Here is a 15,459-nt window from a genome sequence, read left to right on the forward strand (position 1 = left end):
ATTACAGGATTTATTCAAGTCATTGTTTTACATTTTCTACAAATTTTATATATTAGAGTTTAATTATTTTAAATGTCTACAACTACACTATTTAAAAGTATTTTTTTGATACTTTTTGTCTCCATAAATACTTTTGCTCAGGATACATATCAAGCACTTCTAATTGATTCGGATTTAAAAAAAATGCCAATGCAATTATTAGATCTAGTCATACCGAAATAACTATTGACGCTAAGGATAAGCTAATTACAAACCAGAAACGTGCTGTTACTGTCCTTAATAAATATGGTCAAAAACACGAAGGTGCTTATGTGTATTATGACGATTCTAAATCCATAAAAACACTAGAGGCTGTAATATATGATGCTTTTGGAAAAGAGGTTAAAAAGTACAAAAAAAGAGATTTTTTGGATGTAAGTGTAGCAGATGGTATTTCAATTTTTAATGATAATAGAGCCAAACGTATAGATTATACACCAAGCGCTTATCCATATACTATTGTTTTTAACTTAGAAACAGTATCAACAAATACTGCATTTTTACCACAATGGTATCCAATAGAAGGCTATCACTTAAGTACAGAACAATCATCGGTAAAAATCATTAATAATTCTGAGATACAATTAAGCTATAAAGAAACAAACTTAGATAGTTTTAAAATTGAAAAAAAGTCTGAATTCTACTATGAAGCTAAAAACATTCCAGCTATAAACTATGAGGCTTATAGTCCATCGTTTACAGAAACAGTTCCCTCTGTTAAATTTGCACTAAAACAGTTTAGTATGGAAAGTGTAGAAGGCGAAAATACAGATTGGAGTGAGTTTGGAAAATGGATTAATGATAAGTTAATTGCAGGAACCCAAGAGTTACCAGAAACAGTAAAATTAGAAATTTTAAATCTTACTGCAGACGCAAAAACGCCTTTAGAAAAAGCCAAAATTGTATACAATTATATGCAAAACAAAACACGCTATATTAGTGTTCAAATAGGTATTGGAGGCTGGAAGCCTATGTTGGCAAGTGACGTAGATAGGTTGGGTTATGGAGATTGCAAAGGATTGTCCAATTACACTAAGGCATTGTTAGATGTTGTTGGTGTGCAGTCCTATTACACCATTGTTTATGGTGACTCAGATATAAGAGATATAGATACTTCTTTCTCATCCTTGCAAGGTAATCATGCTATTTTATCCATTCCAGATAATAATAGTTATATTACTTTAGAGTGTACAGATCAAACCGTTCCGTTTGGTTATAATGCTAATTTTACGGATGACAGAGATGTGCTTATAGTTACACCAACAGGAGGTCAAATAGTACATACCAAAGCCTATGAAACCAATGACAATTCTCAAGTGACTCATGCGACGGTTAATTTAGATAATAGCGGAAGTATTAATGCTGAAATAAACATTAAATCTAAAGGCACGCAATATTCTAAATATAAAAGGTTAGAAGCGCAAACCGAAAAAGAAAATATACTAGATTATAAAGATTATTTTGATGGTATTAATAATATTCAAATAACTAATTTGTTATTTAATAACAACAAAGATAATATTGAGTTTGAAGAGCAAATTGCTTTAAATGCCAAAAACTATGCTAAAAAAGTAGGTAACAGATTATTGTTTGAACCCAATTTATTTAATAAATCAAAAAATATACCTCCAAAATATGCTAATCGTAAATTACCGTTTAAAATTAATAGAGGGTTTATAGATACTGATCAATACACAATAATATTGCCTGAAAATTTAAAAATTGAAGCGCTACAAGAGGATGTTACTATAAAAAACAAGTTTGGATCATATCAATTTTCTATTACAAAAACTAATAAAAACACCTTAGTGTACAACAGAACGTTAATAATAAATAAAGGAGATTTCAGTAAAGAAGACTATAAAGCCTATAGATTGTTTAGAGCTGAAGTAGCTAAGCACGATGCTTCAAAAATAGTATTACAAACTATTTAAAGCATAAAACCAGTAATTATAAAAACGTATTTCGTTATACATATTTAGTAAAACAAACTAGTTACACTATTCAAATAGTAGTAAATTTATAAATTGAAAAAACAGTACTTAAAACAGTTTAAAAATGGACATTAAAAATGCACAGCTAGAGGTAGATAATTGGATTAAAAATCATGGTGTTCGTTATTTTAACGAGCTTACCAATATGGCTCAATTAACAGAAGAGGTTGGTGAAGTTGCACGTATTATAGCTAGACGCTATGGTGAACAAAGCGAAAAAGAATCTGATAAAAATAAAGATTTAGGAGAAGAGCTGGCAGATGTTATGTTTGTAGTATTGTGTTTGGCAAACCAAACAGGAATAAATCTTCAGGAAGCTTTTGATAAAAAGTTAGACCTTAAAACTAAGCGTGATCACGACAGACATCACAACAATCAAAAATTAAAATAAAGTACTAATTTCTGTTATTACAGAAATCCTTTACATATGAATTTACATTTACACCAATCAACAATACATCAAACAAACGCTATCCAAATTACTGGGTCAAAAAGCGAATCTAATAGACTGTTATTGTTGCAAGCTTTATATCCCGAAATTAAAATAAATAATATTTCAAACAGTGACGATTCGGTATTAATGGCTAAAGCTTTAGCGTCAAAAGACACTGTTATAGACATACATCACGCTGGAACAGCGATGCGATTTTTAACAGCATATTTTTCAACACAAGAAGGCAGAACAATAGAGCTTACAGGATCTAAGCGCATGAAAGAACGTCCTATTGCTATTTTGGTTGATGCCTTAAATCAATTAGGAGCTCAGATTACTTATAAAGAAAACCAAGGGTTTCCACCATTATTAATTACTGGTAAAAAGTTAACTAAAAATAAAGTTACGCTTAAAGCTAATGTAAGTAGTCAGTATATATCAGCACTTTTATTAGTGGCTTCAAAATTAGAAAACGGATTAGAATTAACCCTTGAAGGCGATATCACATCTGTACCATATATTAAAATGACGTTAAGCTTATTGGAAGAAATCGGTACAAAAACAAAGTTTCAGGATAATGTAATTACCATTTACCCACAACAGCAACTAGCTAATAAAACGCAACAATTAACCGTAGAAAGTGATTGGTCATCAGCATCCTATTTTTATAGTATAGTAGCAATGTCTGCAATAGGTACAACAATTTCGTTATCATCATATAAGCAAAATAGCCTGCAAGGAGATTCCGCTTTAGCGACAATATATAACGCATTTGGTGTGACCACAACCTTTAAAAATAATACAGTTGTCCTTCAAAAAACCGAAGCTACATCATCAGATACGATAATTAATTTCGATTTAAAAAATGCACCAGACATAGCACAAACTATTTCGGTTACAGCTTTTGGACTAGGGTTAGACTGTCATTTAACAGGATTACATACACTAAAAATTAAAGAAACTGACCGCTTAGTCGCCTTAAAAACCGAAATTGAAAAACTAGGAGGCCAAGTAACTATTACAGACAATAGCTTAACATTAAAAAAAGCGACTAATAGACATCAAAATGTTACAATAGCAACCTATAACGATCACAGGATGGCTATGGCATTTGCACCATTAGCCTTAAAAGTGCCAATAATTATAGAAGACTCAAAAGTAGTCTCTAAATCTTACCCAACGTTTTGGGACGATTTGGCTGCTTTAGGCTTCATTTTTAGTGTTTAATAAATAATAATTGGTCATTTACTTGACAACGCCTATCTCCAGATTGTATATTTGCAATCTTGTTAACTTAACAACTAATTAATAAATGAAATTATCACACTTCAATTTTGAATTACCTGAAGAGCTATTAGCAGAATATCCTGCAGAAAACAGAGACGAGTCTCGTTTGATGGTATTAAACCGAAAAGAGCAAACCATCGAACACAAAATGTTTAAAGACTTAATCGAGTATTTTGACGAGAAAGATGTGATGATTCTTAACAACACCAAAGTATTTCCTGCACGTTTATTTGGTAACAAAGAAAAAACAGGAGCAAGAATCGAAGTGTTTTTATTACGCGAGCTTAACCAAGAACAACGTCTTTGGGACGTATTAGTAGATCCAGCACGTAAAATACGTATTGGTAACAAACTTTATTTTGGTGATGACGAGACGTTAGTAGCAGAGGTTATTGACAACACAACATCTAGAGGACGTACATTACGTTTTTTATACGATGGATCATACCAAGAGTTTAGAATCAAACTACAAGAGTTAGGAGAAACACCTTTACCAAAATATATTAAAAGAGAAGTAGAGCCAGAAGACGAAGACCGTTACCAAACCATCTACGCAAAAGAAGAAGGTGCAGTAGCAGCTCCAACAGCAGGACTTCACTTTTCTAAGCACTTATTAAAGCGTTTAGAAATCAAAGGTGTAGACTTTGCAGAAGTAACTTTACACGTAGGTTTAGGGACTTTTAATCCAGTAGAAGTAGAAGATTTATCTAAACACAAAATGGATAGCGAAGAGCTTAAAATTGAAGCTAAAGCAGTAGAGGTTATCAATAACGCTAAAAAAGAAAAACGTCGCATTTGCGCAGTTGGTACAACAGCAATGCGTGCAATAGAAAGCTCAGTATCATCAAGCGGAACACTAAACGAAGTAGAAGGATGGACCAATAAATTTATCTTTCCACCATACGACTTTAGCATCGCAAACGCAATGATTACTAACTTTCACACGCCAAAATCAACACTTTTAATGATGGTGTCAGCATTTGCAGGACACGACTTCATGAAAAAAGCATACGAAGAAGCAGTAAAAGAAAAATACAAATTTTACAGTTATGGAGACGCGATGTTAATCATCTAATCCTATCAATATAAACTACTAAAACCTCTTTTCGCTTTAATTAGTAAAAGAGGTTTTTTTATGGCATTACCCAAGGGTCGCGCTCTCGACAGTCGCTTTGCATTTGCTTTAAGGCAAAAGCAAGAGCTTCAACAAATGTCTCCATCGCTAATGCACAACCCAAAGACCAGTTTTAAAATAATCTACAGTAAATCCTCAATCGTAATTCGTAAATCAATAAACGATTCACTATTTTTGCAATCCAATGGAAATCAAGAAAAAAGACATACGCGCATTAAGCAAAGACCAACTTAGGGACTTTTTCCAAAAAGAAGGCGATAAAGCCTTTAGAGGAAATCAAGTATACGAGTGGCTATGGAGCAAAGGTGCACACACCTTTGAGGATATGACCAACCTGTCCAAAGACACGCGTCAAATGCTAGAAGATAACTTTGTTATAAACCATATCAAAGTAGACGTTATGCAGCGTAGTAGTGATGGTACCGTAAAAAATGCAGTACGATTACACGATGACTTAATAGTCGAGTCGGTTTTAATACCTACAAAAACAAGGACCACAGCCTGTGTATCAAGTCAAGTAGGCTGTAGTTTGGACTGTAAATTTTGTGCAACAGCACGATTAAAACGTATGCGTAATCTAAATCCAGACGAGATTTACGATCAAGTAGTAGCAATTGACAGAGAAAGTAGATTATACTTTGACAGGCCATTAAGTAACATTGTATTTATGGGAATGGGAGAACCATTAATGAACTACAATAACGTACTTAAAGCAATAGATAAAATAACATCACCAGAAGGATTAGGCATGTCGCCAAAGCGTATTGTGGTGTCCACATCAGGAGTGCCAAAAATGATTAAAAAAATGGCAGACGATGAGGTTAAGTTTAAATTAGCAGTATCACTACACTCAGCAATTGATGAGGTAAGAACATCTATAATGCCTTTTAATGCAACATTTCCGTTAGCAGATTTAAGAGAAGCATTAGTCTATTGGTACGAGAAAACAAAAAATCGCATCACCTATGAGTATGTGGTTTGGGAAGGGATTAACGACAAACGCAAAGATGTTGATGCATTAGTGCAGTTTTGCAAATTTGCACCAAGCAAAGTCAATATTATAGAATACAATCCTATTGACGATGGTCAATTCCAGCAAGCAAGATCACAAGCAATAGATATGTATCAAAGCGTTTTAGAAGAAAATAACATAACCGTAACTATTAGACGTAGTAGAGGTAAGGATATTGACGCAGCATGTGGGCAATTAGCAAATAAAGAATAGTTTAAAAAATAGTTTAAACATAAAAAAGCGACTTTCAAATCAATTGAAAGTCGCTTTTTTTTATAACTATAACAAGATTATTCTTTAACAAATTTAAGCGTTTGCTTTTTGTCTTGAGTATTAATTGTTATTAAGTAAATACCATTATTTAAAGAGGCTACATTAATTGAGTTTTCTAGAATATCTGTACCTTTTCTGTTAATTACCAGTTGTCCTAATTGGTTGTATACTTCAACAGATTCAATAGCTAAGTTTGTTTTAATAGTTATAACATCACTAGCAGGATTAGGATAAACGCTAAAATTATTATCTAATGTAAACTCATCAGTAGATAAAGCATCCTCAGTTGTAAATGTATAGGTCGCACAACCAGTAGCTGTTCCAAAACAATTAATTGGAGTGACAGACCATGTGTAAGTAGTGTCGTAACTTAAACCATATATATTAACAGCAGCATTTGGAGTACTTCCCAAAACAACACCATCAAAAGTTATTTGGTAACTAAGTGCACCAGGAATAGCATTCCAAGAAAAAGCAACTTCACGAGTACCATCTACTGTGGAGGTATTGGTAGCTGCGTATAACTCGCCATCAACAGGAGCTATAGGTGTTGTGCAAGCAGGTATTGCGGTTTCAGCACAAGTACATGTTGTACATTCTATCTCAGTTAATATATCTGTAAACCCACCACCTGTACAAGCAGCATCGACGGTCCAAAAGCAGTAAATGCTAGTGACACCAGCACCAGCTGTAAAAGTTACAGAGTTTGCACCATGATTAATAACTGTTGTTCCGTCACTTTCTGTCACAGTAATGTACATAGCAGCTGTTACTGTATAGGTTTCTCCAGGTACAATTCCTGTAATAGTAGAGTATTCGTTGTCTGCATAATTATTTGTAGCAATGGTTTGTGCTCCAGGTACTGGAGCAATGTTTACATCGTCATCAGGCCAATAAAACCCTTGTGTAGTACATTGACTAAAGGACCAATTAGTAAGTGTTAAACAAATAATTAATAAAAATGTAATTTTTTTCATGTGTTTGTTTTTATGGATTACTACGTATTAAATATACTAAAAATTAAATAGTTGGCCTCTATTAGTATAAAAATTACGAATTATTAATATTAAGGTCCATTAGATTATTCGTATTTTTGATATTACTAAAAGTTACACCATTATTTTGAAAATAACAGAACAAATAAAACAGCCTATTGCTTTTGAGATGGATCTTTTTGAGCAAAAATTTAGGCTTGCCATGTCTTCTAAAGTTGCTCTGTTAAATAGGATTACCTATTACATCGTCAATCGTAAAGGAAAACAAATGCGTCCAATGTTTGTGTTTCTAGTTGCAAAAATGGTGTCTAATGGTGAGGTTAGTGAAAGGACATATAGAGGTGCATCTGTCATAGAGTTGATCCATACAGCAACATTAGTGCATGATGATGTCGTGGATGATAGTAATAAGCGTCGTGGTTTTTTCTCTATAAATGCACTATGGAAAAATAAAATAGCAGTTTTAATTGGTGACTTTTTATTATCAAAAGGATTATTACTATCAATAGATAATAATGATTTTGATCTTTTAAAAATCATTTCTATTGCTGTAAGAGAGATGAGTGAAGGCGAATTACTTCAAATAGAAAAAGCTAGAAAACTAGATATAACAGAAGCTGTTTATTATGAAATTATTAGACAAAAAACAGCTACACTTATTGCTGCTTGTTGTAGTCTTGGAGCAGCTTCAGTAAAACCTAATTCTGTTGAGGTAGAAAGTATGCGTAAGTTTGGAGAGTTGATAGGTATGGCATTTCAGATTAAAGATGACTTGTTTGATTATGGTACTCAAAGCATCGGTAAACCAACTGGTATTGATATCAAGGAACAAAAAATGACCTTACCTTTAATTTACGTATTAAACAATTGTTCTAAAAAGGACAAAAAGTGGTTAATCAATTCGGTTAAAAATCACAACACAGATAGAAAACGGGTTAATCAAGTCATCCAATTTGTAAAAGACAATGGAGGATTGGATTACGCTGTTTCAAAAATGAAAGCATTTCAGGAAGAGGCATTATTACTGCTAAATAATTTTCCTAAATCAGAATATAAAGACTCGCTTGAGTTAATGGTGAATTATGTCATAGAAAGAAAAAAATAATTTTTTTCATACTTCAGGCAACCTTCTTAAAAGCTTTTGCGTCTTTATAAATAGAAGACCAAACTAAACAACACTATTTGTGAAAGTCGTTACCTTATTTAATAACGAAGTTAAGCTAATTAAAAAAGCTGCTCAGAATAATCGTGAAGCCCAACACGTATTGTTTGAGTTGCATGCGCCTAAAATGTTAAGTGTATGTCGTTACTATATAAAGGATATGCAACATGCAGAAGAGGTCATGTTAAATGGTTTTTTAAAAGTGTTTACTAATTTAAAAACCTTTAAACATGAAGGCAGTTTTGAAGGTTGGATTAGACGTATAATGGTTAGAGAGGCTATCTCTTTTTTAAGACAAAAAAAGACGGTTCAGTTTGTAGATGAAGATTATCAACACATCGAGATTCAAGATGAAGCATCGCAACAATATGATGTGGCACAACTTCAAGAATTAATAGACAATTTGCCAGAGGGTTATAAAATGGTTTTTATAATGTACGCAATTGAAGGCTATAAACATGCTGAGATTGCAACACTTTTAAACATAAGCGTTGGGACGTCAAAATCTCAATTATTTAAAGCAAGAAAAATGCTGCAGGACAATATTAAGATATTAAATATTAAAGAATATGGCACCAAATAAATTTGAAAAGCAATTAAAAGACACGCTAGAGCGTCGTACAATTGCACCAAGCAAAATAGCTTGGAGCCAACTAGATACGAAATTAGATAATCAAAAAAATAAACGAAAACTCCCGTTTTGGTGGTTTAGTATTGCAGCTACTTTTCTAGGTGTATTTATGGCAATTTTTATTTTTAATGACAATCCTGATCCAATTAATGTAGTTGTTGAGGAGGTTAAAAATGAAATACTGTTACCAAGTAAAATCAATCAAATTAACAAGCAGAATAAAGTAACTAAAACAATAACAAGTCCTGAAGTAGTCGTTGATAAGGTAAGTGTTACACCAAAACATAAAGCGGTAACAAATAAAAACAAAACAACAGTACAAAGTGTAGAAGCAGATAAATCTAATACTGTTTTGGTTGTAAATGACAGTACTAAGTCGGAAGATAAAGTAACTATAGCATCTGCTAATAATTCACAAAAACCTATTGATAATACTGGTCAAACGACAACAATAACATCTGAAGCTGACCTATTATTAAAAGAAGCATACTCAGATGTGCAAAACAACTACACTACTTATAAGCCAGAAAAAATTGACGCTAACTCATTGTTGGAAGATGTAGAGATGAAATCTGAAAAATCTCTAAAAAATCGTCTGTTTCATGCTGTAAAATCAGGCTACGAAACATTAAAAACAACAGTGGCAGAGCGTGATTTTTAAATCAATTAATCATTAAAAAAAACGAACAATTATGCAAACCATTACTAAACATTTAGTTTATCTAATTATTTTATTTACTGTCAGCCAAATTAGCGCACAAGTAAATGACACAATTCCTAAAATTGAAACCTTAAAAAAAGCGATTATTGCAGGAGAGCGTGATGCTTTAAAAATTGAAATTGATGCAATTAACGATAGATTGGAAGCGGATGAGATTACTTTTGATGAAGCAGAAAGCTTGAAAAAAGAAGTCGCAGAAAAAAGAGCTTTAAATATTGAAAACAGAGTCGCAATTGCTGTTAATAGATTAGAGTTTTTAGATCGAAACAAGCAGCTGCAAGATGATGATGAAAACGTTAATGTTTTTTCTATTAAAATTGGAGCATCAGATAAAGAGTTAATCGGAGTTACAGCAAATCATACACCTCCAAAACAAGACATACGCACAGGTAATCAATTACTATTTGCAATGGGCTTTAATAACGCAATTATTGATGGTGTTAGCTTAAGTGACTCGCCATATAAATTAGGTGGTTCTGGTTTTGTAGAATTAGGATGGCTATGGAATACGCGAGTCTTTAAAGAGTCTAACTTTTTAAGATTAAAATATGGGCTTTCAGTACAATGGAATAAACTAGATATAAAAAACGATATGTACTTTGTGCAAGAAGGTAATCAAACCACATTGCAACGTTTTGATGGTGATTTAAAACGTGCTAAGTTTAGAACAACCAGTCTTGTTGTTCCTGTGCATTTTGAATTTGGACCTTGGGATAAAAAAGTGTACGAAGATGGTAGAGTCCGTTATAATAATTACGATAAATTTAAAATAGGTTTAGGTGGATACGTTGGTGTTAATGGAAAAGCAGTGCAAAAGCTAAATTACAAATCCGATGGAGAGCGTGTCGAAGAAACCATTAGAAGAGGCTATAATACAAATACATTTACCTATGGTGTAAGTGCTTATGTAGGTTTTGGGGATTTAAGTTTGTATGCTAAATTTGATTTGGCACCAATATTTAAAAACCAAATAGTGGATCAAAACAACTTATCTTTAGGTATTAGAGTAGATTTAGATTAAACAAACAGTATTTATTTTAAAAAGCGTCTTTTTTTATTGTTAAAAAAGACGCTTTTTAGCGTTAAAAGGGTTGTAAATACTGATGTTATCAAATCTTTAAAAAAATATTATTTTTTTCAAAAAAAAGTTTTTAATTAAAAAAAAGTATTTCATTTGCATCATATTAGCTGAACACCTTGAACTCTGTTTCTATGTTCGGGCTTTTGGAAATTAGGAAGTCATATTCAAAAGCAGCTTACAGATTAAGTGACCGAATTTTAAAGCTAACTTCCGCTTTCACTACAATATTTGCTAGCCAGCATCAGTTTGGCTTCATGCCTACTTGTGAGCTAAAAATTCAGATTTGATAGAATTATTTTGACATAACAGCATAATAAAAATATTATGTTTTATCTTTAAAGTAATTTCTAAACAAAATAATGAATACAAAATACATAGACTTAATAAGTCAAACCTTTGATTTTCCTCAACCAGAATTTAAACTAGAGGAAAAAACCCTACAATTTCACGACATCAACTTAATGGAGTTAGTAGAAGAGTATGGTGCACCATTAAAATTTACGTACCTACCACAAATCTCTAATAACATACAACGCGCTAAATCATGGTTTAGTGATGCTATTAAAAAGCATGATTATAAAGGGAATTATAACTATTGTTATTGTACAAAAAGCTCGCACTTTAAACATGTTTTAAATGAAGCTTTAAAAAATGATATACATATAGAGACCTCTTCGGCTTTTGATATTGACATTGTTGAAAATTTAAAAAAAGAAGGTAAAATAACAAATAAAACATTTGTAATAAGTAACGGTTTTAAACGTGACCAATACGTTACAAATATTGCTAGATTAATTAATGGTGGTCAGGAAAACTGTATTCCGATTATTGATAATTATGAGGAGATAGAATTGTTGTCAGAACAAATCGAAGGTAACTTTAAAGTTGGTATTAGAATAGCATCTGAAGAAGAACCTAAATTTGAATTTTACACTTCTAGATTAGGTATTGGGTATAAAAACATTGTACCTTTTTTCAAAAATCAAATAAAAGACAATCCTAAGATTGAGCTTAAAATGCTTCACTTTTTTATCAATACAGGGATTAGAGATAATGCCTATTATTGGAATGAATTATTAAAGTGTTTAAAAGTGTACACAAGCTTAAAAAAGATTTGTCCAAGTTTAGATAGTTTAAATATTGGAGGAGGTTTTCCAATTAAAAACTCGTTAGCGTTTGATTTTGATTACGAGTATATGATCGATGAAATTATTAATCAAATTCAACAAACTTGTGAAGACGAAGAAGTAGATGTACCAAACATATTTACAGAGTTTGGAAGTTTTACAGTAGGAGAAAGTGGAGGCGCAATTTACGAGATATTATACCAAAAGCAACAAAACGATCGTGAAAAGTGGAACATGATTAACTCTTCTTTTATTACAACATTACCAGATACTTGGGCTATAAATAAACGTTTTATAATGTTAGCCATAAACCGCTGGAATGACTCTTATGAGCGTGTTTTATTAGGTGGATTAACATGTGATAGTGACGATTATTACAACAGTGAGCAGCACATGAATGCCATCTATTTACCAAAATACAATAAAGACAAACCATTATATATAGGCTTTTTTAATACAGGAGCCTATCAAGAAACTATAGGTGGTTTTGGAGGATTACAACATTGTTTGATTCCGTCACCAAAACATATTTTAATAGACAAAGACGAAGATGGTAACATCACCAAAACATTATTTTCAGAACAACAAAAAAGTGAAGACTTACTTAAAATTTTAGGCTATGCAAAGTAAAACTTATGCTGGTATTCCAGAAGAATTAGCAAAATTAGAACAAGCAAAAATTGTCTTAATTCCTGTTCCTTATGATGGGACAAGTACATGGCAAAAAGGAGCAGATAAAGGCCCAGAAGCTTTTTTAAATGCTTCAGAGAATATGGAACTTTATGATATCGAAACCGATACCGAAGTTTATCAACAAGGTGTCTTTTTAGCAGATCCTGTTTCAGAAAATAGCTCGCCAGAAGCTATGGTTGAGGCAGTACATCAAGCAACAAAAAAGTATATTAAAAAAAATAAATTTGTAACCATTTTTGGAGGAGAACACTCAGTATCTATAGGTACTATTCGTGCCTTTAACGAGATGTTTCCTAGCTTAACTGTGTTACAATTAGATGCACATGCAGATTTACGTAAAGAGTATGAAGGCTCTAAATGTAATCACGCTTGTGCTGTTTATGAAGCTAGTCAAACCACTAATTTAATTCAAGTTGGAATTAGATCTATGGATGCTATTGAAAAAACAGTTATGGACGAAGAAAAAACATACTTCGCACACGAGATGGCTGTTGATGATACATGGATGGATAGTGCAATTGATCAAATGACGGACAATGTATTTATTACCATAGATTTAGACGCGTTTGACCCATCAATTATGCCAAGTACAGGTACACCAGAACCTGGTGGTTTATTATGGTATGAGACCTTAGAGTTTTTAAAACAAGTATTTGAAGAAAAAAATGTAGTAGGTTTTGATATAGTAGAGTTATGTCCAAACACAGTTGACAAATCATCAGACTTTTTAGCAGCAAAATTATACTATAAAATGCTAAGCTATAAGTTTATGGATCAAGGTGTAGAGGACGAGTATGACAATACTTACGACAGTAACAAACAAAAAAATAATAGTTCAAAATTTAACGAAGACGATGAGTACTAAAGGACCAATATCACAATTTATTCAACACCATTATTTACACTTTAATGCAGCAGCTTTAGTTGATGCAGCAAAAGGGTATGAAACGCAATTGGATAATGGAGCTAAAATGTTAGTGTCATTAGCAGGAGCTATGAGTACTGCTGAACTTGGTAAAAGTTTTGCAGAAATGATTAGACAAGATAAAGTGCATATTATTTCTTGTACAGGAGCAAATCTTGAAGAAGATATAATGAATTTAGTTGCACATTCACATTACAAGCGTGTACCTAATTATCGTGATTTAACGCCTCAAGAAGAATGGGACTTGTTAGAAAAAGGACTTAACCGTGTTACAGATACTTGTATTCCAGAACACGAAGCATTTAGACGCTTACAACACCATATAGAAAAAATATGGAAAGATGCAGAAGCAAATGGCGAGCGTTATTTACCGCATGAATATATGTACAAAATGTTATTATCAGGTGTTTTAGAGGAGTATTATGAGATTGATTTAAAAGACTCTTGGATGTATGCTGCAGCAGAAAAAAACTTACCAATAGTATGTCCAGGTTGGGAAGACAGTACAATGGGTAATATTTTTGCTAGTTATGTATTAAAAGGAGAACTTAAAGCAAGCACAATGAAATCTGGGATTGAGTACATGACCTTTCTTGCAGACTGGTACACAGACAACTCTCAAAAAGGAATCGGATTTTTCCAAATAGGTGGAGGTATTGCAGGAGATTTTCCAATATGCGTGGTGCCAATGTTGTATCAAGATATGGAGCGTACAGAGACACCTTTTTGGAGCTATTTTTGTCAAATTAGCGACTCAACTACAAGTTATGGATCGTATTCTGGAGCAGTTCCAAACGAGAAAATTACTTGGGGTAAATTAGATATTGATACACCAAAATTTATTGTTGAAAGTGACGCAACAATTGTTGCACCACTTATCTTTGCATATATATTAGGATTATAATTGCTATAAAAAAATGAAAAAGCCAGACAATTTAAAACGCGTCATTGTTGATTTTAAAAAGCTAACACCAGAAATTTTAAAGCTGTTAGTGGATAAATATCCAGAAGGATACGATGAAGATCATATTATCGAATTTAGAAACGCTAAAAACGAGTTAATTGAAGCTGTAGAAGTAACTACAGAAGATACTAAATATCTAGTTAAGGTTAGTACTAAATTGGTAAAAACAATGGAAAACTACGATGAGGATGACTACGAGGATTTTGAAGATGATGATCCAGAAGCAGTACAAGACCCTCAATTAGAAGAAAGTGAAGAGCAAGATCACGATTTTTAAAAAAAAATTAAACTAAAAAAAATAGTTTCATAATCTAAACAGATAGTACTAAACGTATTTAAAGTAAAACCACGTGTTATTGTTTTTAAGGAAAACAATACTAAAAGCAGATTCGGACTTGAGGTGGCTAAAATCCGAAACCCATTAACACAATATCAACTTTAATATAGTATTAAAATGAAAACAAAAATTTTAGTTTTAACAATTGCTTTTTTAAGCCTAACTTTAAGTTCTTTTACAATTTCAAAAAATCAAGTAGTATCTGGAGTTTATGATGGTGTAGAGGATACTAATTACGTATTTACAATCACTAAAGGTGATAAGACAGAAAAAATGGAATTTAACTATCTTTCAGAAGATGTTTTTGAAAACTTTGATCTTGATTCTGATGAGTTAATTGGTACAAGCTTTACTATCACTTACGAGAAAGAAAAAGAAATGATTGTAAATGATGAAGGTGATGACGAAGAAGTAGAGTATTTAACTATAACTAAGTTAAGCGTTAATGACTAGAAATAGTTGTTTTACTTAAAATAAAATGAAAAACCGGAACATATTCCGGTTTTTTTTGCTTTAAAACTAATTATATGTTTCCCAATGCTATTTAGGTTTAAAGGTTTAAAAAATTAGTATTATTAACGCAGTTTCAAACTTATTTAATTCTAAAAACGTCAAAACTTAAAAGTTTCTGAATTGAAAAACGTCTTATT

At 32.2% G+C, this 15,459-nt stretch carries 15 protein-coding genes; 14 read left to right on the forward strand and 1 reads right to left on the reverse strand.

Features of this window, described 5'->3' with window-relative positions:
* The first annotated feature begins 311 nt into the window (after positions 1–311).
* The 5 genes from AC0L3M_RS14780 (at position 312) to rlmN (ending at position 6,113) form a co-directional block, all read left to right on the forward strand.
* Positions 312–1,973, forward strand: coding sequence for a DUF3857 domain-containing protein (locus tag AC0L3M_RS14780; protein ID WP_473431248.1), 1,662 nt, complete (start codon positions 312–314; stop codon positions 1,971–1,973).
* A 124-nt stretch (positions 1,974–2,097) separates the two neighbouring features.
* Positions 2,098–2,424, forward strand: a complete 327-nt coding sequence (locus tag AC0L3M_RS14785) for a nucleotide pyrophosphohydrolase (protein WP_191099186.1) — start codon at positions 2,098–2,100, stop codon at positions 2,422–2,424.
* Positions 2,425–2,460: 36 nt separating this feature from the next.
* Complete coding sequence (locus tag AC0L3M_RS14790; protein ID WP_473431249.1) at positions 2,461–3,693, forward strand: 3-phosphoshikimate 1-carboxyvinyltransferase; 1,233 nt, start codon at positions 2,461–2,463, stop codon at positions 3,691–3,693.
* 85 nt (positions 3,694–3,778) lie between these two features.
* A complete protein-coding gene (gene queA / locus AC0L3M_RS14795; RefSeq protein ID WP_292947097.1) occupies positions 3,779–4,828 on the forward strand; it encodes a tRNA preQ1(34) S-adenosylmethionine ribosyltransferase-isomerase QueA in 1,050 nt (349 codons plus the stop codon).
* A gap of 244 nt (positions 4,829–5,072) precedes the next feature.
* Positions 5,073–6,113: a dual-specificity RNA methyltransferase RlmN gene (gene rlmN / locus AC0L3M_RS14800; RefSeq protein WP_292947100.1), complete on the forward strand. Its 1,041-nt coding sequence runs from the start codon at positions 5,073–5,075 to the stop codon at positions 6,111–6,113.
* A gap of 77 nt (positions 6,114–6,190) precedes the next feature.
* On the opposite strand, the gene AC0L3M_RS14805 is transcribed toward rlmN, so the two are convergent.
* The gene (locus AC0L3M_RS14805; protein WP_473431250.1) at positions 6,191–7,150 is read right to left on the reverse strand and encodes a T9SS type A sorting domain-containing protein; all 960 of its coding nucleotides are present in this window, start codon (positions 7,148–7,150) and stop codon (positions 6,191–6,193) included.
* Between the two features lie 145 nt (positions 7,151–7,295).
* Here AC0L3M_RS14805 and AC0L3M_RS14810 point away from each other — a divergent pair, with 145 nt between their 5' ends.
* The 9 genes from AC0L3M_RS14810 (at position 7,296) to AC0L3M_RS14850 (ending at position 15,262) form a co-directional block, all read left to right on the forward strand.
* The gene (locus AC0L3M_RS14810) at positions 7,296–8,273 is read left to right on the forward strand and encodes a polyprenyl synthetase family protein (RefSeq protein WP_341587408.1); all 978 of its coding nucleotides are present in this window, start codon (positions 7,296–7,298) and stop codon (positions 8,271–8,273) included.
* Positions 8,274–8,352: 79 nt separating this feature from the next.
* Complete coding sequence (locus AC0L3M_RS14815) at positions 8,353–8,913, forward strand: RNA polymerase sigma factor (protein WP_292947109.1); 561 nt, start codon at positions 8,353–8,355, stop codon at positions 8,911–8,913.
* A complete protein-coding gene (locus AC0L3M_RS14820) occupies positions 8,900–9,622 on the forward strand; it encodes a hypothetical protein (protein ID WP_473431251.1) in 723 nt (240 codons plus the stop codon). The genes AC0L3M_RS14815 and AC0L3M_RS14820 overlap by 14 nt, the downstream gene beginning before the upstream one ends.
* A 31-nt stretch (positions 9,623–9,653) precedes the next feature.
* Positions 9,654–10,703, forward strand: coding sequence for a hypothetical protein (locus tag AC0L3M_RS14825; RefSeq protein ID WP_473431252.1), 1,050 nt, complete (start codon positions 9,654–9,656; stop codon positions 10,701–10,703).
* 419 nt (positions 10,704–11,122) lie between these two features.
* Entirely contained in the window at positions 11,123–12,520 is a 1,398-nt protein-coding gene (locus AC0L3M_RS14830; protein WP_292947118.1) for a type III PLP-dependent enzyme domain-containing protein, read from the forward strand.
* Positions 12,510–13,448: an agmatinase gene (speB, locus tag AC0L3M_RS14835; RefSeq protein ID WP_028284351.1), complete on the forward strand. Its 939-nt coding sequence runs from the start codon at positions 12,510–12,512 to the stop codon at positions 13,446–13,448. Before AC0L3M_RS14830 ends, speB begins: the two co-directional genes overlap by 11 nt.
* Positions 13,438–14,412 carry a deoxyhypusine synthase family protein gene (locus AC0L3M_RS14840; RefSeq protein ID WP_473431253.1) on the forward strand — a complete coding sequence of 325 codons (975 nt, stop codon included), beginning with the start codon at positions 13,438–13,440 and terminating at the stop codon, positions 14,410–14,412. Before speB ends, AC0L3M_RS14840 begins: the two co-directional genes overlap by 11 nt.
* Positions 14,413–14,425: 13 nt before the next feature.
* Positions 14,426–14,749, forward strand: coding sequence for a hypothetical protein (locus AC0L3M_RS14845; protein WP_145006307.1), 324 nt, complete (start codon positions 14,426–14,428; stop codon positions 14,747–14,749).
* A gap of 177 nt (positions 14,750–14,926) precedes the next feature.
* A complete protein-coding gene (locus AC0L3M_RS14850; protein ID WP_145006310.1) occupies positions 14,927–15,262 on the forward strand; it encodes a hypothetical protein in 336 nt (111 codons plus the stop codon).
* Positions 15,263–15,459: the final 197 nt, after the last annotated feature.

The organism is Olleya sp. KJ81-1, assembly GCF_055808135.1.

What these genes read in the sequence shown, in the direction of transcription:
- rlmN (WP_292947100.1), top strand. Translation starts at nt 5,073, where the DNA reads ATGGAAATCAAGAAAAAAGACATACGCGCATTAAGCAAAGACCAACTT.
- AC0L3M_RS14785 (WP_191099186.1), top strand. Translation starts at nt 2,098, where the DNA reads ATGGACATTAAAAATGCACAGCTAGAGGTAGATAATTGGATTAAAAAT.
- AC0L3M_RS14820 (WP_473431251.1), top strand. Translation starts at nt 8,900, where the DNA reads ATGGCACCAAATAAATTTGAAAAGCAATTAAAAGACACGCTAGAGCGT.
- queA (WP_292947097.1), top strand. Translation starts at nt 3,779, where the DNA reads ATGAAATTATCACACTTCAATTTTGAATTACCTGAAGAGCTATTAGCA.
- AC0L3M_RS14840 (WP_473431253.1), top strand. Translation starts at nt 13,438, where the DNA reads ATGAGTACTAAAGGACCAATATCACAATTTATTCAACACCATTATTTA.
- AC0L3M_RS14790 (WP_473431249.1), top strand. Translation starts at nt 2,461, where the DNA reads ATGAATTTACATTTACACCAATCAACAATACATCAAACAAACGCTATC.
- AC0L3M_RS14825 (WP_473431252.1), top strand. Translation starts at nt 9,654, where the DNA reads ATGCAAACCATTACTAAACATTTAGTTTATCTAATTATTTTATTTACT.
- AC0L3M_RS14805 (WP_473431250.1), bottom strand. Translation starts at nt 7,150, where the DNA reads ATGAAAAAAATTACATTTTTATTAATTATTTGTTTAACACTTACTAAT.
- AC0L3M_RS14845 (WP_145006307.1), top strand. Translation starts at nt 14,426, where the DNA reads ATGAAAAAGCCAGACAATTTAAAACGCGTCATTGTTGATTTTAAAAAG.
- speB (WP_028284351.1), top strand. Translation starts at nt 12,510, where the DNA reads ATGCAAAGTAAAACTTATGCTGGTATTCCAGAAGAATTAGCAAAATTA.
- AC0L3M_RS14850 (WP_145006310.1), top strand. Translation starts at nt 14,927, where the DNA reads ATGAAAACAAAAATTTTAGTTTTAACAATTGCTTTTTTAAGCCTAACT.
- AC0L3M_RS14830 (WP_292947118.1), top strand. Translation starts at nt 11,123, where the DNA reads ATGAATACAAAATACATAGACTTAATAAGTCAAACCTTTGATTTTCCT.